The sequence below is a fragment of the Paenibacillus sp. J31P13 genome, from assembly GCF_056269295.1.
Genome location: NZ_JBWDNR010000001.1, coordinates 279,244 through 303,829, shown reverse-complemented (window position 1 = coordinate 303,829; position 24,586 = coordinate 279,244). Strand labels below are relative to the sequence as shown.

Genomic DNA, 24,586 nt, shown 5'->3' with positions numbered 1-24,586 from the left:
AAAATATTCAACCTCAATATTCTATATTCAACGTATTCCCCACCATCTAGATAATTTCCTACACGTACATCTCACAGCATTGCAAGCAAGCACGCTACCGAAGCGCCTGCTCATCCATTTCTGATAACCATTCTATACATAGAGGAATAAAATCAGCATAGTCATTTATAGACCCAATTGTTTTTAATACTTCACTTGTTCCAAGCTTTTGTTCCATCTCATCCGTGCATTCCAATCCAAGGGATCGTCTAAAATTATAGTGTAACCATCCTAATTTACCTTTGAAACCAGCGTTCAACACATCACGCCAGTTGTCACCAATCTCTCCTCCATGATTTTGATAAGTGCTAATAATGGTATGAAAAGCATCTTTACTTAAATTACCCGATTCAAAGCCGGACCAATATAGCGCTACATCAATAAGTTCTTGTGTTGGATTGATCGTACCGGCGGCTTCCCAGTCAATAATGATCGGAGTATGGTTTTCATCCCATAGCACATTCTTTTGGTCCAAGTCCCTATGGCTGATAACCGTATGATTCATCAATAATTTCGCCGACGAATTTGCCAGCTCTTCCCAATGATATAACTTCTTCAAGTTATCTAACAGCAAGGTAGACCACTCCAGGTTATCTTGTTTTCCTTTAAGGGCATATTCATTCCAATCCACTAAGGATGCATGAAAGTCTTCATTCTGATTGTCGTCAATAAGTTGAGAAAAATCAGTTCTGTGTAGAGCCGCAAGTATCCCGCCAATCATTTTGCAACATGCCATATCAATCACCCCTGAGGGTAATGTCTTCCCTTGTACCCATGGAAACAATAGATAATATTGGCCATCCACCTCATGCATACACCTGCCATTTGATACGATTGCCGGCAGTGCGTTTATTCCATTTTTGCACGCCAGGTTTGCAACCTTTTCAGAAAACATATAGTTAGGCATGGCTGTTTTACGTTCCATAATTTGAGGATTTAAAGCTTTCACTGCATACTGTTGTTTGTCTGTTATTAATTGATACATTCTATGAAGGTAACCGCCAAATATTTGTTCTGGTTCCGTTGTTATTTTTCCTAAATTGTATTTTTCACATAGCTTTTCAAAATTCAAACGGTAATTTAAGTTTTCCATAGTCAGATACTCCGTTCGAGAGAAAGTAGTGGTGAAAGAGGGTGTTGCGCACAAAACAAAGGCTGCCGCATACTAAATGTCGGCAGCCTTCTCTGTTATCCTATAACACCATCATTCACTCAAATTCATATTAAAACCTCTCATAAGACCTAATAAATATAGGTTCGGATCAAATGAGATATTTCAGTTAATCTTCCAGTACATCCGCCTCTAATTCACCAGCGACCTCCATCATTATAGGAACCACTGCTGCATTAGTGCCTGACACATATATATCTCCCTGATAATGTCTAAATGGGATCTTCTTATCATTGTAGCTCCACATGAAGAAATCTCCTGCAATAGACATAGTGGTTGCGCCTGTGACCTTGAATTCTGTTGTATAGAAAAAATCAGGTTTGGTTGCAAAATACTGTTTGCACTCTTCTAAAGAGATGGTTTGGCCTGAATGTCCCTTTTCCTGAAATTCTCTTGTAATTCGATAGCGTTGACTCATAGAAATGCCTCCAATATTTTTCTAAACAAAGGTTCTTAAGGTTCTTTATCCTGCCAACAACCTTTGTTTTTTAGTCTTTTAAAAAGCAGCAAACAGGGTGTCCAATTGTATGAACATTGTCGTACTATTTTCATCATACCATTAGAGCGAGTCGATTCACAATTGAAAGAGAGTGTCATTAATTTATACAACTACGCTGTGGTAGTTGCTACTACGTTCCGCCCGCCGTTAGTTGAGAAAAGGCTGCCGTGAGACAGTCTTAACATAATTGAAACTTCCAATAATGTGGGTAATAATCAATTATTATTGAATATTAAAGACCCTTCTTAATTAGCTATTAAGAAGGGTCTTTTGCTTATTAAACTTATTCGTATTTATTTAATGAGATGATCATATGGTTGTATTTCCTTTTGATAAAACTCATATAGTTGTTTAATTGAAGAACTTGATAAGATATGACTGGCACGTTCGATTTTCTCACGTTCCCAATCGAACCAACGCATTTCCGTTAACTTTTCGATTTCTTCGTCTGTAAAACGTTTCTTTATCTCTTTAGCAGGGTTGCCGCCTACTACCGTATATGGTGGGACATCTTTTGTAACAACCGATCCAGCCGCAACAATGGCACCTTCACCTATTTTCACACCGGGCATAATCATTGCATTCATGCCAATCCAGGCATCACTTTCTATGATTGTATCCCCTTTGGGTTTGTAAGAAGTTTCAATTTGCTCTACAAACGGATACACAGTAATCCATTCAGGATGATGATTGTGGTTTCCACCCATTAGAATAATTACACCACTTGCAATGCATACATAATTTCCTATAATCAATTTATCTAAATGCCAACCATACTCTTTGATGGGGTTGAATAAGTTTCTTGATTTTTCATCTCCCCATAGGTATCTAACGCACCCATCTTCAAAATCATGATTATCGTAATAACCAGAGTAATAGGCGTATTCTCCCACTTCAATCAATGGGTTGGTGACAATATCCTTTAGATACTTAATTTCGGACCAGTGGTTAAACCGATGTTGTTTCATATAATTCCCTCGCTTCTAAGTAGTATAGATCATTTTTACTTAGAAGCTTAATGCAGTAGCTACATTCTTAAACCGTTTCAAACGACGAACCATCGTCCTCATCCTTTTCCTTTTTGATGGAGAAATTGTAACAAACAAATCATCTGTACGTCAAATACTACTCACAGTCCATCTGAACAATGACATAAAAAGTAACGAGTCCGGAACAAGTTGTGATATCAAACTATATTTGCCTTACCAAACTTAAGGCTAACATTTCCGGCAGCCTATTCTTTGAATGATCGTATTGAGATCATGTAACAAAAAATGGCCTCACTTCTTCTCGAAAATTCTACTAAAGTCTCGAACGAATTTCTTTTAAAAGCAATTCTTTTTCTTCTTCACTAATGCCGTCAGCGCATAATTTACGAGCAGCAACCGGAAGGATCCACTCCTCCACTTCATCGTATGTAATCGCTGAAATACGGTTGTATTCTTCCCAGAACACTTGGAGCATTCGCTCTCTAATTGAATCAAAGAAAAGAATGGCTTCGTTTGGCAAATTAGGAGGAAGGATTGCATGTCTTATCATGATCGTATATTCGGCTAAGTCTGCTTCTGGATTTCCAATAGAAGCATTCATCCAATCTATTAAAACAACCTTATCCTCTCGAATCATCATGTTCCCTGGATTTGGATCACCATGACAGAGCTGCTGTTTCATCGGTAAACGATCCAATCGCTCAATGATCTGATCCTTTTGGGCTGATGTTAAATAATGAGGACCGCGAATGAAATCCTTCATCATTTCTCTTTGAGGAGGTAAAGATAGATTGGTTCTGCTATGAATATCACTTAGTATCTGAGCGGTCCTTCTAACATTTTCATCAACGAGCTCTTCTCTACTCGTTCCTGTCGAAGAAGATTGTATAAACGCTTTGAAGTATCTTTCCATTAACGACTCTCCATAGATCCGCTCAAAAACAATACCAGGGCGTCCATTGATTTCCAAAAGCTCATAGGGGCGAGGTGCGGATATGCCATTATCCCATGCAATCTGGTTATTTTGGAACTCTCTTTTCATGGCATCAAAATTCGTATTGCTCTTTCCAATTTTAATAATTTTTTGAGTGGTTTCCCACTCGTATACTTCTGAACAGCCGCCTTCACCAACTTTAATCCCCATCATTTGATTCATCACCTTGACCTTCCTTCAATGAACATTAACACCTTGAAGTGTGAAGTTACTTACTCCTTATTTAACTTATAGATTATCAATGAAATGAGTAGATATTTCAGCACATATCCTTAAATAATAAATTTTATGCAATAAATGTTATTTTATGGATGTGTTTCATGTCAAGCCTTTTCAGCTAAACAAGAACAGCGGCAGAGCTAGATTCCATTAGGTTTCAAAACCAGTCATCATAATCTTCTCAAGCATTGGAAAAGGACAACTTCTTTTCAGAAAAAAATAATATTCAAATCGCGAACTTAGATGGTATATTATTACACGAAATGAATAATTAATAGGGAAGAATAAGGAGGAATTTATGAACTCATTTGGATTAAGAATACCGAAATTGCTCATTTTAGTCTTATTGTTCTTACTTTTAGTTCCCCCGATTACCTATGCGGAAGAGAACCGAGTCACCCCAGTATCAGCTGATTCATCAAGCATTATTGGTAAAGTGAGTCCGGTGGATGGCGCTGTGATTACCGAGAACTTTACACTCGTAAGCTTTGCACTAGGGATTCCACAAGCAGATACGAGCTCAATTATGATCATGATCGATGACCAACTGATAGACCCGATGCAAGTCAATTTTCAGCATGGTATGGTCTTTACGTATTGCTCTAATTTGCAAAGCGGTAACCATTCCCTAAGTATTCATGTGTTAGACCATGATATGAATTTATTGGAGGCGTACAAGAGTACTTTCAATGTTCAGCTCACGGTATGGAGGGACAGTATCTTGGAAGCAACAAATATCGAAGCGAATTCACTCCATTTATCCTGGATGCCTGCTAGTGAGAGCTTAAGTTACAGAATATTTGGCAATGGCATACTGATTGCAAGTGTAGATGGTACTACAACCTCCTATGATGCAACAGATCTGACTCCAAATACACCATATTCCTTTAAGGTGGAAGCTGAACGCTCTGACGGAAGTTGGACCACGGATGGTCCTGCCATCTCGGTGTCAACATTCCCTCAGGATCGTATTAACCCGATTATTGAGTCTGTATCTCCTGCTGATGGCGATGAATTAACGACGGCCTGGCCCATAATCACCGCAAATGTATATGATAGGGACTCAGGTATTAACCCACTCATGAGTATGGTCGGTGTCGACGATAGGGTTGTGCCATTCAGTTATGACGAAGCAACTGAGACACTTACTGCGCTTGCTCCTAGATTGCCAAACGGAATTCATTCCATTCTGATTCTTGTCACGGATAATGATGGAAATAAATCGCGATACAACAGCAGCTTTACAGTAAAATACGAGGAGGGATCGCCAATTATAGAACGAAGAAATAAACTAACTGCCTCCCTTTTCGCAGGTGATCCTGCAGATGTAGAGAATGTTCGCAGGTTTACAGCTGAATTGTCCTCATTAGATGAGGTAACGGATAAGTCCTTGATTGATCCCATTTGGAACAAAATCAAACTTAAGCTGCCCGCATCAGTTGATCAGGATCAGTTGAAAACGAAACTGTTTCATTTGATGTTATCGATTGGTTCGCTCTCACTCTATCAACAGGATTCTGGGCTAGAAGCTCTATTATCTGATCACGAATTTGTGGAGACTTTGAACACGTTAGCAGCGGCAGCTGGAGAAAAGAGCCTGACGATGGAGGATATTCTTTCGTTCGCTTTCGGGGATGGCAGTAATCTTAGAGGTATCGAAGGTCAAACTCTCTATTATCTCTCACAATTGTCGCCCAGTGAAATGATGGATCATCTAGTCGATAATCAGAAAATGACAGAAGCCCTGATGAAAGCAATAACTACTCAGCTTAATCAAACAAGCTATTACAAAATTAGCTCGATCATGAGAAATCTTAATGTCACTGCAAATGATGTTCTATCGACATTTCTTAATTTCCAAAAGAAATTAAAACATGATGAAGCAGCCATTGATTCATTAACAGTTGCTTATATCCGTTTCATGTCGCAAGCGTCAGTTAAAGTTAACAGTGAAGGCAATCAGCACAATTACAGCTTGAACCTTGCTTCCATTGATATTCCTTCGCAAGCGATAATATGGGAGAAGGTCTCCGGAAGCTCAACTTTCAATATCACATCAGATGGTGTCGTATCCATTCCTGAAGAGGTGTATACAGCAACGGCAATCATTCAAGCTGTCCTCGTCAATCCCATAAGTGGAGGGAATAAAGTCATTTTCCAGAAAGAAGTCACCATAGTCTCTGATATAGACCCAAATGTTATTTCAAAGAATATAATGTATGCTTTCCAAGACAAATGGAGTGAAGTACAAAATAAACTTAACGTCGCGACTACGTACGATGAACGAACATTATTGCTTCTGGAATTAATAAATTCGGGTCAAGAGGCTATTAGACAAATTAAATTGCTAAGCCTTTCAGAGTCAACTATATCGAATACCATAGACACCATCACAAACGCGATTTATCAGGCGGTCAGCATTTAGTTTTTCGATTTCGAAGGCCTCATAAAAAGTCATTGAGCTCTTTAAATATCGCTTTGAAACCTTTCAGCAATAGAAAAAGGGCTAGTTACTAGCCCTTTTTCTAAAAATACGATGTTTTCGTTTCAGATTCGTTGATTGTTAAAGGATTTTCTTTTCCATTCTATGGAACCATTTATTTTCTGATCTACTAGCTTAAAAAGCGGATTGGTGAACATCTTGATCATATATGATGCGCCTAAGCATAAAATAATTAACCATACAAATATAAATAGTGGCTGGTATGGGGCAAAGGTCAGTTTTGGGAATATAGTTAAATAGAAAAACATATGAGTCAGCCAAATATTTGTGGAATGGTTGCTTATAAAATCCAATGCCTTAAGTATCGCTTTACTCTTGTTCATTAACAGAAAGAAGCAAATAAACAAGACTGCATTAAATGGTGCTAGGATGGAAGACTCTATCAAACCATGCAGAACAATTAAGCTCAAAATACCGATACTGCAAATCGTATTTTTAAGGCGTAATCCATAAAATCGATTGTAAATGTTCGTATATAATTTTTCTTTGGCAAAAAGAGCACCAATTACAAATGACAACAATGATGTGCCTAACAGATACCCTAATGTTACAAAGTAATCCATTACAGCGTGATCACCAAAATTTATAATCTCATTGTACCTTTGCATATGAGAAAAAACATATATAATAACTGAAGCAGCGAGTAAGGCAACGGAATTAATTCTTCTTATTATCCTTATTAACAATGGAGAAAATAGCACAAAAATAATATAAATGCGGAAAAACCACCATGAGCCGTTATACGTATTTTGAAACCCTAAAATATCCATAAAGAATCTTGATCTATGAAAATCAAATCCATTTTCATTTTGAAAAATAAGACCCAGCGGTACAAATATTGCAAACACGATCCAGTAGTTTACATAAAGCTTTAATATGCGTTTAAGATTTTTCAAAAAAATATACTGACTAGATTTTTGAATCACCACATAAAAGGCATAGCCGGTTACAAACATATATATGGGTCTGCACGCATCTCCTAATAAACCTATGTAGTATACGAACGGTACTCCGTTAATCATTGGTGCCGTTTCAAACATACCATCTGCATTCTTGGTAGCAAAGAGATGGAGTAAAACCATAAATAAAATTGCAACCCCTTTTAAATTTTTAGTATCTTGCTTGGATAATTCCAGTTCAAACACCTTCCTCTCTTGTTCTTAATAGAGTCTAAAATATTCTTTTTTAAGAATACCCGTTATCCCATTAGATTTCCATTTCTTTTTCAATAAAAAAAGCTCCTGTCCCATTCGAGACAGAAGCTTTCAACTGAATTTTGCATGTAAATTTATTAATCTCTATGTAATATCCTCAAATGGCTTGCCTCGTTCCTCTGACGCCAGCGCATAGGTGTAAATACGGCTAAGCTTCACCACTCTGCGATTTGGACGACGAATAACAACAGAGGACTCGTCCCATGCTACGACAATGCCAACCACATCATTTTGTTCCATTTCATCCCGCACAACTCTTACGGGCTCGCCTTTTATGCGAAACTGGTCTAGCTGCTCTTCACTAACCAATTGATTTCCCCCTCCCTCTTCATAGATTGGTTACCGTAATTGAAAAACCTCAATGATTGCTCACGCAATGCATTGAGGTTTATTTCATATTCAATCTCAGACTAGGATAAATTCCTTTAGCCTGCATGCTCTTTCGCATCATTGGTTTCATACCACTCATCCAATACTCGCGAGGACATTACTCTTTTACCAATATATTCGCTTTGGCGGTCCGTGAATTGTTCGCGCCATTCAATAGATAATTCGTCGCACAGCTTCACAATCGTCAATAGCTCAGACCAAGCTACATAACGTTTGTACCAAAAAAACTGCGGATGCTCAATCATATAAGGATACAAATCATCAAATTCCGTATGTTTGCAATCTAGTGCACGTTCGAAATGAACCTTAGCGTCACTTAGTTTCTCATACATAAACTCTGCAGACATTTCCCCCATAACTTGTGCCTCCCCTCGATTACTACTGTATTATTATAAGCGATATTTTCAGATGGGAAAAGGGCAATCGTACTGGAACTTATTACTCAAATTTAATTTCACCGTTATCCAGTGACGAAATACGTACCAGCGGCTCAACGCGAATACCTTGTTCCCGCAACGTTCTACCGCCTGCTTGGAATGATTTTTCGACTACTACGCCGAGACCAACCAAGGCTGCGCCTGACTGTTGAATGATTTTGATAAGCCCGCGAGCAGCATCGCCGTTTGCAATGATATCATCAATAAATAGTACCCTGTCCTCTTGTGTCAGAAATTGCTTTGATACCATAATATCGGTAACGATTCCTTTTGTAAAAGAAGGCACTCGTTCCGAGTAGACATCCGGATCTGCAATTAACGTTTTTTTGCGACGAGCGAATACGAGCGGTACACCTAGTACTAGCGCAGTAGCAAAGGCTGCTGGAATTCCAGAGGATTCTACCGTAATCACTTTCGTAATCTTCTCTTCAGCAAAGCGTTTTGCAAATTCTTGTCCCATTTCCATTGTCAATTCAGGGTCGACCTGGTGGTTGATCAAAGCGTCCATTCGCAGCACATTGCTCGATAATATGGACGATTCCGCTAATATACGTTGTTTTAAGCTTTCCATCTTTCATAACCTCCACCAAAATCCTTTTCGTTAACGTACCATAGGTGAGGCAAAAAGCGCAACCTATATGGGAGGTTCCTTTTTAAACACCCACATCAGATAGTATTTCTTAGGTATAAATTCAATTATTAGGTAATAAAAAGAAACCTTTCCCTTGTTTTTTACGTCTAATCTACTAAATAAAGCGATAAATACCGTTAACTTTTATATAAACAAATTGAAAGGAGTATGAATAATGACTGTAACAAGAAACGCTGCATCAAGAGCAGCATTGCTGACTGCCGCTTCAGCGCTAGTCATTCTGCTTGCAAGCTGTCAGAGTGCAGTGCCGGCGCCTTCCGTGAGTCCAACAAATCAATCTGTTCCACCTAGCCTGCCTAAATCTGAAAATGAAACGGATAGTCTGCAAAAAAACTATTCCGAACTGGAAGATCAAGATCTGCAATCAGAAGAACCGCATCGCAATACAGTCGATACAACGACTGATGGGTATGCCGAAACCTCCACTATTCGCAATAACGATGACAGCTCAAAAGCCCCCGTAAAAACGGAAAGCAATGATTCCGTGTGGACTGCCGCAAAGCCGAAGCTATACGGATTAGCGATTGGTGACAGCAAAACCAAGGTTACTAAGCTATTTGGAGAATCAAGTGATACCTATGATTTAGAAATTGAAACCGATCGCATTCAAGTGAATGAGTATGAAGGCTTTGCTATTGGGATTAATGGCAAACAAAAGGTTGAATTCATAGAAATATACGATAAGAGCATTTCTACCGGACTGAGTGGATTGAAGATTGGGGATACGCCAGAAGCTGCCCTCAAAAAACTTGGCAAGCCTGAGAAGCAAACCACCTATTTGCTAATCTACGAAGCGGTCGGTGCGCTGCTCAAACTGGATTTGGACCCCGAACAAAATTCAGTCGTATCTATAAAGCTTCTCTCCATTTCGTAATCCATCATGACCAATCAAGGAACCATAATCCAACTAATGATAGGAATAAAATAGGCAGCGTCAAGAGCAGTCCATACTTCGTATATTCTCGCCAGCTAAACCTTATGCCGCCTTGTCGTACAAGCTGTATCCAAAGCAAGGTAGCAAGTGAGCCTATCGGCGTAAGCTTTGCCCCAATTGTGGTGCCTAGCAAGCTGGCGAATGGCAAATAATGTGGTCCTGCAACTTCATCAATAGCTAAAGAAGAGATAAGTACAGCTGGTAAGTTGTTCATAAGTGCCGCAAGCAGAGAGAATACTAGTCCTGATCCCATAATACCAATGAATTCATTCGTACTTACTACAGCTTCAATAACAGTAGGCAACCATGCAGATGCCCCGTGAACATGCATGCTGTATACGATAAGATTCATGGATAAGGCAAATACAATTATAAGCCAAGGCGCTCGCATGACCGTTTCCTTAAACGGAGCACAGCTCGCTGCAGCTGATATCATCCACTGTATCGCAGCGCAACCTACTGCAACTACTGCCACCGGAATTCCTAACTTCTCCGAACCTAAATAGCCAACAATCATTAGAATGATCGTAATCCAAGAATACTTAAATAGTTTTTTATGTTGAATAGCCGAAGACGGTTCCGGAAATTTCTCTGGTGCAAGCTTCAGGCTTTCTTCCTTTTTGATGGTTTTACGGAAATAGAGAACCATAACAAAAATGGTCGCGGCAATTGCCATTATTCCCGGCAACAGCATTCGTGATGCATATTCACTAAATGAAAGATGAAAGAAATCAGCTGTTAAAATATTCGTTAGATTACTCATCATTAACGGCGCACTTGCGGTATCTGCCATAAATCCCACGCCCAGCAAAAAAATGATTCTGCCTTTTCTAGTCATTTTAAGGAGTGCCGTCACCTCAAGAACAATCGGAACCATGATAAGGACAGTGCCATCATTGTTAAAAAACACCGTAATAAGTGCTGCAAGCAACGACAAGCCGATGAAGAGCAGCAGCTGCCTCTGATGAAAGCGATGAACGATATGGAGAGCCGCCCAACGAAAAAAACCATTTTGATGAAGTAGAACTGTAAAAATCATAATCCCGATTAATGAGAAGGTTGCATTCCATACAAAGCCCCAAATATAGGCGGCATTCTCTGGTTTTATTAGTTGTGCAGCGAATAGCAGCCCCGCTCCTGCTAGAGCGATAAAGGCTTCATTTAACCTTTTCGGTTTTATAATAATTGTCGCTAATGTGAGAATGAATACGACAATCGTAATAAGCATAGACATGTTTCGGTCTCCTTACGATGACTGGTGATCTTAAAGGCTATTATTTTGAAAAAAGTCATGCCTGTCCCCATTTGGACATACCTTCTTAAAGAAGGATGATCGAACGGAGGACTGTTGATAATGTGGAAACGTACAGGAAAAGTGCTGCAAATTGCAGCGACCTACATAGGAACGATAGTAGGAGCCGGATTTGCATCTGGCCAAGAGATACTTCAGTTTTTCACTAAATACGGTTATTGGGGAAGCATTACAATTGGTATATCTACGGTCTTGTTTATATGGCTTGGCACCAAAATGATGCTCATTTCAAGTCAAATACGCGCTAAATCCTATGAGGATCTCAATAAAGTCCTTTTTGGTGAAAAATATGGAAGAATCGTTAGCCATTTCATGATCATCGTTCTGCTTGGCGTCACAGCCGTCATGCTGGCTGGTGCAGGAACCATTTTTTACGAGCATTGGAGTATTTCATATCAATCTGGACTGCTAATTACGATAGTGGCTTGTTATTTTTTGCTGCGCAAAGGAATGAAAGCTATTTTGACGGTTAACTCGATTGTTGTTCCCATCATGCTGCTGTTCACTATTATCATCATCGTCGATACGCTTCGCTCACCAGGCTCTGGCAAGTTTTTGACATTAACGAGCGATCATTCCATTTGGGCAGCATGGGCTTCCCCATTTTTATATACAGCTTTTAATCTATCAATGTCACAAGCCGTTCTCGTCCCGCTTGGTGCAGAAATTCGTGACCGTAAAACAATTATTGCCGGTTCTTGGGTTGGCGGCATCGGAATTGGCTTCATGCTGCTGGCCGGGCATATCGCATTATCTGTTCATATGCCGGGCATTCAGCAGTTTTCAATCCCAATGGGCGGCATTGCCATGCAGCTTGGACCGACCATTCAATTCCTTTATATCTTTATTATTTTTGCAGAAATATTCACAACACTTATTGCCGATATTTACGGTCTAACGCTTCAACTCCATGAACGTTTGAAATGGGCTCGGAGCCTGATTGTTATGCTCATTCTCGCTATTTGTTACGTAGCCAGTCAACTCGGCTTCGGAACTCTTCTGTCTACTCTTTATCCGATATTCGGCTTGATCAGCTTCGGTTGGTTAGTCTTAATCATCCGCAAGAAGGTGGCAAGAGAATAATTGCTGGACCTTGCGTGTAATCAGAACAAAGATAACAATTAACAAAAAGAGCTACGAAATATATTCATTTAGATCTGGACGAGCACAGCGTCCTTACAATGCTCCAGCATTGCGTCTCGAACATGCTCATGACAGGTCATCACTATGATTTGCCGCTCATGCGACATATCCGCAAGCAGCTGCGTTACGGCATGCAGACGTCCACGGTCAAAGTTAACGAAGACATCATCCAGCATAAGCGGCAGCTTTGCTCCATGCGCCGCTTCCTCCGCCAATGCAAATCGCATGGCCAGATACACTTGCTCTGCCGTTCCTCGGCTTAACAGCGTACTCTCGATTAAGCGATGATCCGACGATTCCAATCGAATAGCAGACTCGCCTGGTGTAGTCAGAATTCGCGTATATTTGCCATTGGTGAGCATGGCAATGTATCTGGAAGCATTTCGCAACACGACTGGCTGACGCTCCTCCTCGTATATCCGCTTCGTACGGCGAATCAAAGCAGCACTAATCGCCAATACCGCATATCGCTCGGCATCTGCCTCCAACTGTGCTACCGTCATTTCTTTCTCCGTTAGCAGCTTATGCTGCTCGTCCTCCTTCAACAGATGCTCAATCGACTGACGCAAGCGTCCCCGCTGCTCAAGGTCTTCGCGCTTCTGCTTCTCAAGCTTATCCAGCTCGACGCTTGATTCTGCTTGCAGCGCTTGAAGCTGCTCCTCATCATACATGCCATATAGCATCTCCAGCTCTGCCACTCGATCAGCCGACATGCCTGCTGTTATTTCAAGCTCCAGCTTGGACAGATCTAGATCCAGTTCCTGCAAGCGCACCCGTTGCTGAAGTGCAGCCTCATAATCTAACTCATATTGGATGCCAGCTGCAGCCATTTGCTCGGTGATGCTGTCTTGCAGCTCTTTGAGTCCCATTTCTGTTGCTTGCAGGGCTACAAGCTGTTCCGCACGTTGCGCTTCAATAGCCTGCGCCTCTTGCTTCGCTGCTGCATGCCGGCGTGTCTCGGCATGCAGCAGCCGTAAAGCGAGCGAAGCGTCAGCCGCGAGCTGATTTTCTGCTTCCTTGAAATGCCCGCATATTTCGGCAGCTTGCGCAGCGAATGCTGCCAGTACTTGCTCTGCGGCGGCTTTCTTCGCCGTGAGCCGGTCGTACTGCTGCAGCCGCTGCACTGCTTGCTCGGCAAGCTCGAACGCTTCGAGCGCAGCTGACGGCGACATGCCCGCCGGCAATGCGCGAGCTGCAAGCCAGCCGGCCCACTGCTCGGCGGCGGCTTCTTTGGTTTGCGCAGCGGCGGCTGCCGCTTGGCTGCGCTCTTCGGTGAGTGCGCGGAGCCTGTCAAGGCGGCTCGCGAGCTCAGTTGCATTGTCGATGAGGCGCGCGCTTTGTTGCAGCGCCTCGAGACGGGCTTCCACTGCGGCGCGCAGCTGGGCGCGCGCCTGTTCAGCAGCGAGCAAATGCTCAGGCGAGCTGTGGTGCTTCGCTGCGAGCAACGATGCAGCGGCCTCGGCTGGTTCGCGTACCATCGATGCCAGCGCTTTATGTATGCTTTGCTCTCGCTGACTAAGCAGCGATTCATCAGCTCTGCCATTTCCAGCGGAACCGCTAAAGCTGCTTCTTCCACGCCCCCGCATTCGTCCTCCGTCCTCTTCGGGCGACCAAGCCCGCCCGCTCTCGCCCTCTGCTCGACCGGCGGAAACCCCAGCCCCGCGGCTTCCGCCCAGCGCGGCACTTCCAACGCTGCGGCTTCGCATCACCGCAGCTACAGCAACTGCCAGCGCGGCTCCCGCCAGCGCCAGCGCAGCCATGCCGGCTCCGCCGGCTGCTTCGCCCGCGGCAATGCCGCTAAGCGCAGCCGCGCCAAGCGCCAGAGCAGCTCCGCCCGCTGCTGCCGCTGCAGCCCATAACGGACCGGCTCCGCCTCGGCCCGCAGCTGCCGCACCGAGGCCTGCCTCCTCGCTTCCGCTCGCACCCGCGGCGGCGGCAGTACGCACCCGCTCGAGCTCCCACTCGCGAAGTGCGCTGTCAACGGCGTTCCACGCCGCCATCAGCGCCGCACGGTTGCGCGGCAACAGCGCAAAGCTCTCGCCGCTATCTGCCTCGCGCTGATTCTGGTCGCGTCGCACTGCCGACTCCGCTTCCTCCCAAGCTCCAGTCGCCTCCCGCTCCTGCTGCCGCAATGTCTCAAGCTCTGCCGCCAAGCGCTCCTCCACTCGGGATCTATCAATCTCCGCCTGCCGCGTGCTTCTTACTAGATCACGATCAGCAATCGTCACATGAAACGCTCGAAGCTGACGTTCGGACCATTCCGGCGCAATGCTGCTTACTAAGCGCGCAATAGCATCATCATGCTCGCGCAGCTCCACTTCCAGCTCAGCGCAATCGCCCTTCAGCTTGGTCATACTATCAGACCTTTGCACCAAAGCCTCGGCCTCATCAGCAATATGAATAAGTCTTTCATCAAAGCTGATAACATCGAGCTGCAGCTCCAGCAGCAAAGCTTTCTGACGATATTTCTCAGCTTCCTCGCGTCGTTCGGAGCGCTGCCTCAGCAGCTGCTCCCAGCTTCGCTCCGCCTGCGGCGAGAGCATAGTCGCATGTGCATAGCCTTCACGCTCTATAAGCAGCTTTTGCTTACGCATCCATAACGGCCTTACCGCACAGGCCTTGTTCAATAGCAAATGTGCAGCTTCCTTACGCGGAAGCTCAGCTTCCAGGCGAATTAATGAAGCATCCAGCACTTCTACCCGTTGTGTCAGCTCGTTATAGGAAGCAATCGAATCGACACGCTTTCGCAGCTCGGCCTCAAGCTGATCCAGCGTTTTAAGACTTTGGTTGATTTGTTGATTGGTACCGCGAGGCTTAAATAAGGAGTCCATTTCCTGAGACAGCCGTTTCTCTGCCACTGCTATAGACTTGCCGCTATCCCAGCCTGCTTGATACAGATAACGTCCAAGCTCATCGCCTGACAATGCTCCAACCTCCTGAAGCTCTGTAAGCGTAACCGCAAATAGCTGACGATACAGCCGTTCACTTATACCCCCAAGGAAATGTCTTTCCCAGTCCGATTGCAGAAGAACAGCGCCCTCTATCAAACCCGCATTCACAGGTTCCTCGTTTGAGGCTCCGATCATACCTGACGTTACGCTCGTACTTTTTCCAAGAGCTCGCAATTTCAGCTTGCCAGAGCTGTCGGCTGAATAGCGTTCAAGCACAAACTTCTCACCGTCTCTATCACTCCAAAACAATCTGCCTCCATGCTTGCCGCCGTTTACCGGCTCTTGTCGTTCCGAGGCTTGTCCCCGCTTGGAGAAGCCGTACAGCATCGACCGAATAAAGCCAAACATTGTGCTTTTTCCCGCTTCATTTGGGCCGTAAACAATGATGACAGCGGCATCCAGCTCCAAGCTTCGTCCATATAGCTGGCCAAACCCATCAATCTCAGCCTTCAAAAGCTTCATGATTGTCCCTCCTAAAGGTTTTCTACCAAAATTTTATAAGCTAAGCTTAAAATTTCGTAGAAAACCTACTTCGTAAGCATAAGCTTGGTTTTCTACCAAAATTTTATAAGCTAAGCTTAAAATTTCGTAGAAAACCTACATCGTAAGCATAAGCTTGGTTTTCTACCAAAATTTTATAAGCCAAGCTTAAAATTTCGTAGAAAACCTACTTCGTAAGCATAAGCTTGGTTTCTACCGAATTTTGTAACCATTAACTTTCACCATCATTTTCTGAAATTGACCCAAGCGTCAGCTCTCTTGCTTGCTCAAGCCAGCTCTCAGGAAGCTCCTCCCACTTGTCACGCATGAGCTTGCCTAACTTGTTGTGACCAGACAGCGAGCTTACCGCATCTTTCGCAAAATCACGCCACTGCTGGGTATCCTCACCAAGCCTTTCGCTCAATCGGTAAAGCTCACCTGCAAAGCTATCTTCAATCGCCAGCTCGTCCCAATTAAGGGAAGCGCCTGTATTCACTTCAAGTCCGTACACATATGCCCATGGCTCACCGGCTGTTATCGGCCTGTTCTCCCCAAGCTGTTGATGCAGCGTTCGAATAATGAGTGAATCAGACAGCTTTCCATGCAGCGGGCCGCGCCCCGACAAATGGATACGAAGCATAATCGAGCGGCCATCCGCTTCCGTTAGCAGCTGATCCACTAAAGAATCAAGCTGCTGGAGAAGCTCCTGCTCCGTGCTCGCATCAGCAATTGAATAGGTATGCTCCACCCAACGCACCACGTCCAGCGGTTTGAAGGTTAATTCCACTGCATGATTAGCATTCACGTCTATGAGATAACAACCTTTTGCTCCTATTTCACGCGGATTTCTGCCTTGCGTATTGCCGGAATAGACCACATGCGGATATTGATGCAGCACTCTGCGACCATGAATATGCCCAAGCGCCCAATAGTGAAAGCCCTTGCCTGAAATAAGCTCATCCAGTGTACAGGGTGCATAGGGGTCATGTGTAGCATCGCCATCAACATTTCCGTGAAGCATGGCAATATGAAATGGCGCTTCTGGTTGAATCTCATAGGTTGCAGCTACATTTTCAGTTACAATCCTCGTACCATAGGATATACCATAAACAAAAGCAGCCAGCTCACCGCTTTTGCGATAAGCCGGCCGATATTCCATCCCATCCGCTCCAAAAACATATACATTTGGTGGAAGCTTTAAGACAGCACGCGCTCCATTCAGAGGATCATGATTCCCATGAATAACAAAAACAGCTATGCCATGCTCATCAAGCTTCTCCCATTCGCGAACGAGCATAAGCTGCGCGCGAAGCGAGCGATCCGATTCATCGAATAGATCACCCGCCAGCACAATAAAGTCCACTTTCTCCCGAATGGCTGTTTCGGTCAAATGCCGAACTGCAGCAAAGGTCGAATCCGTCAAGGCATCTCGAACCCCTTCTGGAGCCTTCGCTAGTCCTCGAAACGGGCTATCCAAATGCAAGTCCGCAGCATGAATGAATCGAAAAGGCACCGACATTTTATTCCCACCTATCCAATAATATTGGAGCCTTTACTCCGCCGGCTTCATACTGATGTATACCTTCTTCAGCTGCGCAATAACACGTTGAAGGGAATAAACCTTCTTCGCTTTATCCCAGCCTGCCCGCGCGAGGTGATAGCGGTAGTCTGGATCTGTCAGCACTTTTTCAAGCGCTTCGGCTAGTGCTTCTGGGTCCTCCGGAGGAACGAGCAAGCCATTAACGCCATCATCAATTTGCTCAGCGATACCGCCTACATTCGTACCAACAAGAGCCAGCCAGCATAATGCCGCTTCAGCGAAAACAGAGCCGAATGCTTCTGCACGGGAAGGAAGAACGAACACATCAAAGAACGGCATGAACTCCTCCGGATGCAGCATATAGCCATAAAAAATAATATCGTCATACAAGTCGAGCTCTACCGCAAGCTTCTCCAGCTCCTCACGAATCGGTCCATCTCCAATAATATGAAGAACAAAAGGATGACCCTTCTGTTTGAGCACCGCACATGCCCTTAGCAGGATATCCAGCCCTTTTGCTGGAACGAGTCTGCATACCGTAATGAGCTGTGTAACTGCATTTTCATGCGCGATCGGTTTAAACCGTTTTTCATCAAATCCATTCGGAATGACCTTCATAAGCTCAGGTTTTTTAACATATGGACCGATATAAGAACGGAAGGATTCAGAGACGGTCAACATTTGATCTGCCTTCGCTTCCAGCTCTCCATAAATACTCATGAGAAAACGGTGCTCCGGTCCGTCTTCTTCTATTTTTCCGTTTAAAATAAGCTCACGCTCATAGCTGGAATGAATCGTTACAATAAGCGGTGTTTCAGGATATAGCTGCTTCATAACAAGCGCGGCTATGGGATGATGCGCATGGATGATATCGTATGGCTTTTTGATTCGCAATTTTGTCCACCATACGTAGTCCTTATAGGTTTGCATATATTTATCTATAATGGCATTTCCGCTGTAAATGGTATGATCAAAGGTTTCGAACACAACCTCTTCTTGACCTTTGCCTCTAACTCGCTTAGGCAACGAAAATAGCTCCATTTGCCATCCGATTTTCAAGAATCTTTCTTGTATATACGGGATCATGGAGGATACTCCGCCCGGCTGCTCTGGTGGAAAAAACAGTGCTTGTAAAATGTTCATATGTTTCATCCCTTCGATGTAAAGCTTATGTCATATCTGTTCACACATCGTAAAATATGATATATTAGAACATATGTTTCTGTAAAGCTACTATAATAATCCTACATAACTGGTGGTTAACAAATGTCAATTGCGCACTGGCTCTCTGGCCCTAATGGCCAGCTCTTCTCATCATCGGCTGTTATCGTCATTCTCGTCTTAATGCTCTTTATGTCGGTCAAGCTTTACGTCAGCTACCGCAATAAACATATTTATCGCTTGCTGATCACGACGATTCCGCTTATCATTGCGAAACAATGCTTGCTCGTTTTACTTGCCTATCCGGGCTGGTCTCTATCCCCGTGGCTTTATTTGTCTTTCGCTGTGCTTCAGATCATCTCATTTATTATTATAAACTTTGTTTTCATGAAATTATATACACATCGTTCCGCCCAGCTTAAAAAGGCACCTTTTATTGTGATTGGACTGTTGACTTTCGTTATCGCCGGCGTTCAGTTTGTCATTACGCCTTTTACAATGGATACCGAATTGGATTCCTACGTCTTTACGTTTCCAGCACTCGATTTTTATGGACTAGTCGTCATCTTCATGATCCTGCTTGGTACGAGAAGCGCAGAGATGAATTCGAAGTATTATGCGAGCTTAATCGTCTTTTTCGCCAGTGAGCTTGCTCGGTTGGCAAATGCCTATGTTTTTCAAGGCTCGCTCATGTGGTTGGTCATGCTTACTCAGCTTTTGCCCATTATCTACTACACGTTATTATTTATTCTTTTATTCGAATGGGTCATCGAACGTCTTATTCTTACCTATCATTCGTCGATTATGGATGGCTTAACAGGACTGTATAATCGCCGACATTTCAACCTGAAAGCACAGCAATTAATGCTCAAAAACAAACCAATGGCGATTCTTTTCTGCGACATTGATAACTTTAAGAAATTAAACGATACCCATGGACATGACAAAGCCGACGTTGTACTGAAGCAGGTCGCTGAAATCATGAAGGAAGAATCAAGCGGCATCGGCTCTGCAGGACGTTACGGCGGAGAAGAACTTCTCGCCTGCATCGGAACGGAGCGCGTCAAGCCGGAGCTTGTTGCTGAATCCATTCGGAAAAGAGTCGAGCTTGAGACAATGGTTACCATTAGCGTTGGTTTCAGTACATCCAAAGAGAGCAAGGATGTGCATGAGTTGATTAAGCAATCCGACGAAGCCATGTATTTCTCCAAGACACATGGCAAAAACAAAGTGACCGCGTTCAAATCCATATCATCCTCAAAACACTAGCAATGGGATACATAATAAGGCTGTAACAAAGAAAGAGAAGGGCTGTCCAATCAGGTTCAAAACCCGATGGACAGTCCTTCTCTTTTACTTCCTCATACCTTTTACTTGATACTATTACCGCTTTACCGTTATCGGTTTTTCCAGCGCGTACAGTTCATCCTCCATCGTTTGCATTCGTTCAACTACCGTTTTACGTGCATCCTTAATCGCATGATTGTATAGATGAGGTCCTATTTCTTTTATCATAAAATCAAGCAGCTGCTCCGCAGCAATAGATCCGATTGTCTCCGAACGCTCCAGCTCGAAAAAAGCTTGCACACGTTCCACTAGCTCATCCTTTTGTTCCTTAGGCAGTTTCATCATTATCATGATTCATTAACCCTCCAATTGTCCTTTAAGTATAGTCACTGCTTGTCCATATAAATAAACCCGTTCACCGGCTGCTTTCACCTTTACGACGCCGCCTCGTGCTGATGCTTGGTAGCCCACTAGCTCGTCTCTTCTTAGCCGTTTAGCCCAATAAGGTGCAAGCGCGCAATGTGCCGAACCGGTAACGGGATCCTCATCAATGCCTGTCCCTGGATAAAATGCTCGAGATACAAAATCAAAATCAGGATGGGTTGCCTTGCTCGTAACAATTACGCCGCGAGCAGGTATTTTTGCCAACATACCGAAATCTGGTTTTAGTGTTCGGATCGTTTCCTCACTATCTATCTCAACGAAATAATCCATCCGATTGCGCCCAACAAAGCGCGGAATAAGTCCAAGCCCCTGTATAAGCTCCTCTGGCGCGATCGTTGCTTCAGCTGGCTCAGAAGGGAAATCCATTTCAATCCAATCTCCAGTAATCTTTGTCGTCAACAAACCGCTTTTCGTCATAAATGTTCCTGCATCTTCTTTGGCCAGCTTCCCTATTTCCCACAAGACATGAGCCGACGCTAGCGTGGCATGTCCACATAAATCCATTTCTATTGTGGGTGTAAACCAGCGCAGATCATAACCCTCATTGTTAGGCGATAAAAATGCCGTCTCCGACTGATTCATTTCAGCAGCGACGTCCTGCATCCATCCTTCACTCTGAGGAGCATCGAGCAAGCAGACCGCTGCGGGATTGCCTTTAAATCTTGTATTTGTAAATGCATCGACCATATAAATAGGATAACTCATAACTGTAAACTCCTTTTTTTCACTTGATTATATCCAAACAAGGACAATATCAAGCCATAGATAAGATGCCCGATTATCCACCCTATTAAAGCTTCAAAATCATCGATGGATGGTGTCTGCTCTGAGAGCTGGGTAAGCGGTATCCACGTGCAGCAGGCAACCGCAAAGCTTAATAGGAGACTGAGACGCAAAGGTGAATCCCAAAGCCTTAAGAGCGACAAATAAATAATACCAAGCGGCAAAGAGACGCTCAAATGCAGCATAAACTCGACCCATTCTGGCATGTCACTGGGCAACCATTTTATAAAATCTACGTTGAGAAGCAGCACATATACTGCTGATCCGGTCAGATGCTGAATGAGCTTCATTAAGAATCCAAGTACGACTCCGCTCACAAGACCCGCTAATCCCCCTCTTCCCAGCAATGCAATGAACGTCCTTTGCGATTCAAGATATCCCCTTTTGCCCCATTCCATCGCTGTTCCCCTTATCCATGGTAATGCCTCATTTGTCCATTAAAATATGTCCTTGCCCTAAATGAATCTCCATAAAGCCTGCCATAGCCCGCGGTTTAAATTCAATAGGTTTATTGCTTCCCATTACGATGATATTACGAATGTCAGTTGCATCCTCCGTAGGAAGCACAAAAGCTTTTGAGAAAGGGTAGACTTCATCGAAGGTCGTATGTATCGCATCTAAAAATGGATCATTTTTGACTTTTCCCATCAGATTCATAATCATCGATCCGCGAGGGTTTAGTTTGTCATAGGTCATTTTGAAAAATTCAAGCGTTGTCAGATGAAAGGGAGTGCCTTCTTTGGTGAACGCGTCCAAAATAATATAATCATAAGCATCCGCTTCCTCATTTTGAAGAATCTCACGCCCATCTCCAATGACTACATTATCCTTGCGATAATTAAAAAACTTCCTGCTTAGCTCCACAACCGTCTCGTTGATTTCGGCAACCTTAACTGATTTCTCAGGATAATGACCTGCTATGGTTCCAATTCCATGCCCGATAATAAAAGCATTTTCGAACGACGGATCGTTAGTCTCCAACAAATGTATAATGGCTCTAGGATATTCTAGCACTACGCGCTTTGGATCCTTCAAGTCAATGGCGCCTTGAATCGCATTCTCTGAAAACTGCAGAAATCGATACTTTCCAATTTGCCCATATAACTGATTCGCTTCATAAACGCTAATTTCTTGATTCATGTTAAACGCTCTAGCTAGCTGCTGCAATTCCTAGTTCCCCTTCAATTCAATGTATTCCTTATATTATAAGCGTTCGTTAGTCCAGCATAAAGCCATGACCATCATAGCGTACTTCAAACTCACCTGCATACTTTTCACTTTTAGTATCCTCGGCATTAATTTCATCTTCAGTTATTTGTTTTGAGGAGTAGAAATACCATTCTATTTCCCCTTCTAATTCGAAGGATCTAAAATCATTGATCTCATATCCGATTTGAGATAGCTTTTGGGATAGGCTCCTAAGACTATCTTCCTGCTCAGAATGAAAATACTGCTCAATGACTATTTTATTGTCACCCTTATGTTGCAGTACAGGAGAAGTGTAAGAGCAACCATTTAATAGAATGAATAAGCAGACTAGAATTAGTTTATTCATAAAGTAATCCTATTCTCCTTCTCATTATTACGAGTCATCTATTTCATACGCTCTAGTCGTTTAGCCAAACTTTTGATGTCCCTTACTCAATCACAAAATTATTCCGATCGAAAAAATCCATGTAAGCAAAATTGTAAAATAAACTGCTTGGGTCATCAGCAAAGATATTGGAAGCTTACTAATCATCCACTAACCTCTCGTTTTTATAGATCAAAACGAAAAAAAAAGAACCTGCCCTCGCAAAACGAACCGGAATGAATGATGGTCAATCATTAGCCCGTTTCGTCTGCGCGCAAGCACTTCATATAAGTTAATCTTTGAGTGGAATAAGCAGTTCGACCGGCTCTTCCTCCAAATGATGCTCGTCAATATAAAATAATTCTAGCGATACTGCACTTTCCTGTTTCTCTAGCCGCATCTCATTTATCCACGTATGCAGCTGCTCATAGCCCTCGCCGATCCGTTTATTTGAGCAGGCAACCATCGCATAACGATGCTCCGGTATAGTAAACTGCACCATACCTGGCGGAACCTCTTCCAAATGCTGCACTTCATAACAAGCCCAATAAGTCGCAAACACTTCATTTCCGAAATAAGGACTGTATAGTACAGTTGATTTTGCTGCGTCATTCAGCTCATGCTTACGTCTTAAAAATTCCGTTTGCAAGCGAATGGCCTCATCTGGAAATGTTGAATATGGACCGCAGTAGCTAAGTCCTACTAAATGGAGCGCAGGCTTTGTTACGATTGAGCAATTTTCCACGCGATTTCCTCCTTCTAATCTGTCAGGACTTTTGCGCTGGGATGAGCTTGATCTTACAATAGTGTATCATGTTTTATTGTCATATGGTAGTCGTTTACATTTTCATACGATATCATTAGTCCATTTCCAATCGCTTCATAAATTCTTCAACAGCACTATATCCCTGCTGCTTGAGATACCAGTTATTTGCAGCTGCTTCAATTAATCCCGCTACATCCCTTCCTGGCTGCAGTTGAATTTCGATATGCGGAATTTTCACATCCATATATTCTGTGAAGCTCGGCTCCAGTTCCAATTCATTGTTAAGCTCATTCTCACGCCATTTGGTCAGCTCAATATCAAGCACAATGCGCGTCTCATCCTGGAACGCTTTTCTTCCGTATAAACGAACAACATTTACAAGACCAACACTGCGAAGGGCAAGAAATTCTTTTGTTTTCTCATTATGTGTACCAAGCAACGTTTGAGAGCTTAGCTTTTTCAACACAACGATGTCATCCGCTACTAAGCGATGGCCTCTATGGATCAGCGTATGAGCCGTCTCGCTCTTGCCTACTCCAGATTTGCCGCGCAGCAGAATACCGATACCCGACACATTTAAGCAAACGCCGTGAACGGATATTTCCGGAGCAAGTGCTTTTAGCAGGAAAGCATCCAGCATGCCTAGGAAAGGGGCAGTCAAGACTTTAGTGCGAAGAAGAGGAATGCCCTCTTCCTCACAATATTTAGTCAAATATTTGAGTCCCTCTTGATCGGAGGTGACGACAAAGCATGGTGGATGATATTTTACGATATTGCCAATATGATGATTTCTTTGCTCCTCCGTCAACGTATGCAAATAGTTAATTTCCTTCTTCCCTAAAATTTGCACATGCTCCTGTGGAAAAAAGTCAAAATAACCAACAAACTCAAGCCCAGGGCGATATGCGCGAGCCTTAACTATTTTACGATCCAGCTTATCTGCGCCCGCCAGCACCTCTAGCGATAATTTTTCTGCAAGCTCTCTTACTTCTACCGATTTCAAGGTACGGCACCTCCTTTTATTCTGAATAACATTTACCATACATTTTAGAGGTATTATTCAACAGCGCCTAGCCTTTCCCTGCTCTTGTAACCAAATCGTCAT

At 43.3% G+C, this 24,586-nt stretch carries 23 protein-coding genes; 4 read left to right on the top strand and 19 right to left on the bottom strand.

The genetic code is table 11. The features are described from left to right. Positions 1-94: 94 nt before the first annotated feature. The 4 genes from AC0YOD_RS01180 to AC0YOD_RS01165 form a co-directional block, all read right to left on the bottom strand. On the bottom strand, positions 95-1,132 hold the full coding sequence (locus AC0YOD_RS01180; protein WP_475797421.1) for an aminoglycoside phosphotransferase family protein: 1,038 nt from the start codon (positions 1,130-1,132) through the stop codon (positions 95-97). 187 nt (positions 1,133-1,319) lie between these two features. After that, a complete protein-coding gene (locus AC0YOD_RS01175; RefSeq protein ID WP_475797420.1) occupies positions 1,320-1,628 on the bottom strand; it encodes a hypothetical protein in 309 nt (102 codons plus the stop codon). 374 nt (positions 1,629-2,002) lie between these two features. Beyond that, complete coding sequence (locus AC0YOD_RS01170; RefSeq protein ID WP_475797419.1) at positions 2,003-2,677, bottom strand: CatB-related O-acetyltransferase; 675 nt, start codon at positions 2,675-2,677, stop codon at positions 2,003-2,005. A 334-nt stretch (positions 2,678-3,011) separates the two neighbouring features. Next, a complete protein-coding gene (locus AC0YOD_RS01165; protein ID WP_475797418.1) occupies positions 3,012-3,854 on the bottom strand; it encodes a phosphotransferase in 843 nt (280 codons plus the stop codon). Between the two features lie 355 nt (positions 3,855-4,209). Between AC0YOD_RS01165 and AC0YOD_RS01160 the strand changes: the two genes are divergently transcribed. Beyond that, a complete protein-coding gene (locus AC0YOD_RS01160; RefSeq protein ID WP_475797417.1) occupies positions 4,210-6,336 on the top strand; it encodes a fibronectin type III domain-containing protein in 2,127 nt (708 codons plus the stop codon). Positions 6,337-6,458: 122 nt separating this feature from the next. Here AC0YOD_RS01160 and AC0YOD_RS01155 read toward each other — a convergent pair whose 3' ends face one another. From AC0YOD_RS01155 to AC0YOD_RS01140, 4 genes are all read right to left on the bottom strand, one after another. After that, on the bottom strand, positions 6,459-7,559 hold the full coding sequence (locus AC0YOD_RS01155; RefSeq protein WP_475797416.1) for an acyltransferase family protein: 1,101 nt from the start codon (positions 7,557-7,559) through the stop codon (positions 6,459-6,461). 153 nt (positions 7,560-7,712) lie between these two features. Continuing rightward, positions 7,713-7,937 carry a hypothetical protein gene (locus tag AC0YOD_RS01150; protein ID WP_475797415.1) on the bottom strand — a complete coding sequence of 75 codons (225 nt, stop codon included), beginning with the start codon at positions 7,935-7,937 and terminating at the stop codon, positions 7,713-7,715. A gap of 116 nt (positions 7,938-8,053) precedes the next feature. Further along, positions 8,054-8,374 (bottom strand): hypothetical protein, encoded by a 321-nt coding sequence (locus tag AC0YOD_RS01145; protein WP_475797414.1) that lies wholly within the window; start codon positions 8,372-8,374, stop codon positions 8,054-8,056. Between the two features lie 82 nt (positions 8,375-8,456). Next, entirely contained in the window at positions 8,457-9,026 is a 570-nt protein-coding gene (locus AC0YOD_RS01140; protein WP_475797413.1) for a xanthine phosphoribosyltransferase, read from the bottom strand. A 235-nt stretch (positions 9,027-9,261) separates the two neighbouring features. Between AC0YOD_RS01140 and AC0YOD_RS01135 the strand changes: the two genes are divergently transcribed. Next, the gene (locus AC0YOD_RS01135) at positions 9,262-9,981 is read left to right on the top strand and encodes a hypothetical protein (RefSeq protein WP_475797412.1); all 720 of its coding nucleotides are present in this window, start codon (positions 9,262-9,264) and stop codon (positions 9,979-9,981) included. A gap of 4 nt (positions 9,982-9,985) precedes the next feature. Here AC0YOD_RS01135 and AC0YOD_RS01130 read toward each other — a convergent pair whose 3' ends face one another. Further along, on the bottom strand, positions 9,986-11,275 hold the full coding sequence (locus AC0YOD_RS01130) for an ArsB/NhaD family transporter (protein WP_475797411.1): 1,290 nt from the start codon (positions 11,273-11,275) through the stop codon (positions 9,986-9,988). A 120-nt stretch (positions 11,276-11,395) separates the two neighbouring features. Here AC0YOD_RS01130 and AC0YOD_RS01125 point away from each other — a divergent pair, with 120 nt between their 5' ends. Beyond that, on the top strand, positions 11,396-12,436 hold the full coding sequence (locus AC0YOD_RS01125; protein ID WP_475797410.1) for a YkvI family membrane protein: 1,041 nt from the start codon (positions 11,396-11,398) through the stop codon (positions 12,434-12,436). A 68-nt stretch (positions 12,437-12,504) separates the two neighbouring features. On the opposite strand, the gene AC0YOD_RS01120 is transcribed toward AC0YOD_RS01125, so the two are convergent. The 3 genes from AC0YOD_RS01120 to AC0YOD_RS01110 form a co-directional block, all read right to left on the bottom strand. Continuing rightward, a complete protein-coding gene (locus AC0YOD_RS01120) occupies positions 12,505-15,909 on the bottom strand; it encodes an AAA family ATPase (RefSeq protein WP_475797409.1) in 3,405 nt (1,134 codons plus the stop codon). Positions 15,910-16,159: 250 nt separating this feature from the next. Continuing rightward, positions 16,160-17,446, bottom strand: coding sequence for a metallophosphoesterase family protein (locus AC0YOD_RS01115; protein WP_475797408.1), 1,287 nt, complete (start codon positions 17,444-17,446; stop codon positions 16,160-16,162). Between the two features lie 33 nt (positions 17,447-17,479). Next, entirely contained in the window at positions 17,480-18,610 is a 1,131-nt protein-coding gene (locus AC0YOD_RS01110; protein WP_475797407.1) for a glycosyltransferase family 4 protein, read from the bottom strand. Positions 18,611-18,733: 123 nt separating this feature from the next. Between AC0YOD_RS01110 and AC0YOD_RS01105 the strand changes: the two genes are divergently transcribed. Next, complete coding sequence (locus AC0YOD_RS01105; protein ID WP_475797406.1) at positions 18,734-19,897, top strand: GGDEF domain-containing protein; 1,164 nt, start codon at positions 18,734-18,736, stop codon at positions 19,895-19,897. A 114-nt stretch (positions 19,898-20,011) separates the two neighbouring features. Here the strand turns inward: AC0YOD_RS01105 and AC0YOD_RS01100 are convergent, their stop codons facing one another. The 7 genes from AC0YOD_RS01100 to hprK form a co-directional block, all read right to left on the bottom strand. After that, a complete protein-coding gene (locus tag AC0YOD_RS01100) occupies positions 20,012-20,266 on the bottom strand; it encodes a DUF2164 domain-containing protein (protein ID WP_475797405.1) in 255 nt (84 codons plus the stop codon). Positions 20,267-20,272: 6 nt separating this feature from the next. After that, the gene (locus AC0YOD_RS01095) at positions 20,273-21,064 is read right to left on the bottom strand and encodes a PhzF family phenazine biosynthesis protein (protein ID WP_475797404.1); all 792 of its coding nucleotides are present in this window, start codon (positions 21,062-21,064) and stop codon (positions 20,273-20,275) included. Then, on the bottom strand, positions 21,061-21,540 hold the full coding sequence (locus AC0YOD_RS01090; RefSeq protein WP_475797403.1) for a hypothetical protein: 480 nt from the start codon (positions 21,538-21,540) through the stop codon (positions 21,061-21,063). Before AC0YOD_RS01090 ends, AC0YOD_RS01095 begins: the two co-directional genes overlap by 4 nt. Before the next feature lie 28 nt (positions 21,541-21,568). Further along, the gene (locus AC0YOD_RS01085; RefSeq protein ID WP_475797402.1) at positions 21,569-22,309 is read right to left on the bottom strand and encodes a spermidine synthase; all 741 of its coding nucleotides are present in this window, start codon (positions 22,307-22,309) and stop codon (positions 21,569-21,571) included. 49 nt (positions 22,310-22,358) lie between these two features. After that, positions 22,359-22,697, bottom strand: coding sequence for a ribonuclease E inhibitor RraB (locus tag AC0YOD_RS01080; protein ID WP_475797401.1), 339 nt, complete (start codon positions 22,695-22,697; stop codon positions 22,359-22,361). Positions 22,698-23,007: 310 nt separating this feature from the next. Further along, positions 23,008-23,460 carry a GyrI-like domain-containing protein gene (locus AC0YOD_RS01075; RefSeq protein WP_475797400.1) on the bottom strand — a complete coding sequence of 151 codons (453 nt, stop codon included), beginning with the start codon at positions 23,458-23,460 and terminating at the stop codon, positions 23,008-23,010. Between the two features lie 115 nt (positions 23,461-23,575). Then, complete coding sequence (gene hprK / locus AC0YOD_RS01070; protein WP_475797399.1) at positions 23,576-24,484, bottom strand: HPr(Ser) kinase/phosphatase; 909 nt, start codon at positions 24,482-24,484, stop codon at positions 23,576-23,578. Positions 24,485-24,586: the final 102 nt, after the last annotated feature.

What these genes read in the sequence shown, in the direction of transcription:
- AC0YOD_RS01180 (WP_475797421.1), bottom strand. Translation starts at nt 1,132, where the DNA reads ATGGAAAACTTAAATTACCGTTTGAATTTTGAAAAGCTATGTGAAAAA.
- AC0YOD_RS01175 (WP_475797420.1), bottom strand. Translation starts at nt 1,628, where the DNA reads ATGAGTCAACGCTATCGAATTACAAGAGAATTTCAGGAAAAGGGACAT.
- AC0YOD_RS01170 (WP_475797419.1), bottom strand. Translation starts at nt 2,677, where the DNA reads ATGAAACAACATCGGTTTAACCACTGGTCCGAAATTAAGTATCTAAAG.
- AC0YOD_RS01165 (WP_475797418.1), bottom strand. Translation starts at nt 3,854, where the DNA reads ATGAATCAAATGATGGGGATTAAAGTTGGTGAAGGCGGCTGTTCAGAA.
- AC0YOD_RS01160 (WP_475797417.1), top strand. Translation starts at nt 4,210, where the DNA reads ATGAACTCATTTGGATTAAGAATACCGAAATTGCTCATTTTAGTCTTA.
- AC0YOD_RS01145 (WP_475797414.1), bottom strand. Translation starts at nt 8,374, where the DNA reads ATGGGGGAAATGTCTGCAGAGTTTATGTATGAGAAACTAAGTGACGCT.
- AC0YOD_RS01140 (WP_475797413.1), bottom strand. Translation starts at nt 9,026, where the DNA reads ATGGAAAGCTTAAAACAACGTATATTAGCGGAATCGTCCATATTATCG.
- AC0YOD_RS01135 (WP_475797412.1), top strand. Translation starts at nt 9,262, where the DNA reads ATGACTGTAACAAGAAACGCTGCATCAAGAGCAGCATTGCTGACTGCC.
- AC0YOD_RS01130 (WP_475797411.1), bottom strand. Translation starts at nt 11,275, where the DNA reads ATGTCTATGCTTATTACGATTGTCGTATTCATTCTCACATTAGCGACA.
- AC0YOD_RS01125 (WP_475797410.1), top strand. Translation starts at nt 11,396, where the DNA reads ATGTGGAAACGTACAGGAAAAGTGCTGCAAATTGCAGCGACCTACATA.
- AC0YOD_RS01120 (WP_475797409.1), bottom strand. Translation starts at nt 15,909, where the DNA reads ATGAAGCTTTTGAAGGCTGAGATTGATGGGTTTGGCCAGCTATATGGA.
- AC0YOD_RS01115 (WP_475797408.1), bottom strand. Translation starts at nt 17,446, where the DNA reads ATGTCGGTGCCTTTTCGATTCATTCATGCTGCGGACTTGCATTTGGAT.
- AC0YOD_RS01110 (WP_475797407.1), bottom strand. Translation starts at nt 18,610, where the DNA reads ATGAACATTTTACAAGCACTGTTTTTTCCACCAGAGCAGCCGGGCGGA.
- AC0YOD_RS01105 (WP_475797406.1), top strand. Translation starts at nt 18,734, where the DNA reads ATGTCAATTGCGCACTGGCTCTCTGGCCCTAATGGCCAGCTCTTCTCA.
- AC0YOD_RS01100 (WP_475797405.1), bottom strand. Translation starts at nt 20,266, where the DNA reads ATGATAATGATGAAACTGCCTAAGGAACAAAAGGATGAGCTAGTGGAA.
- AC0YOD_RS01095 (WP_475797404.1), bottom strand. Translation starts at nt 21,064, where the DNA reads ATGAGTTATCCTATTTATATGGTCGATGCATTTACAAATACAAGATTT.
- AC0YOD_RS01090 (WP_475797403.1), bottom strand. Translation starts at nt 21,540, where the DNA reads ATGGAATGGGGCAAAAGGGGATATCTTGAATCGCAAAGGACGTTCATT.
- AC0YOD_RS01080 (WP_475797401.1), bottom strand. Translation starts at nt 22,697, where the DNA reads ATGAATAAACTAATTCTAGTCTGCTTATTCATTCTATTAAATGGTTGC.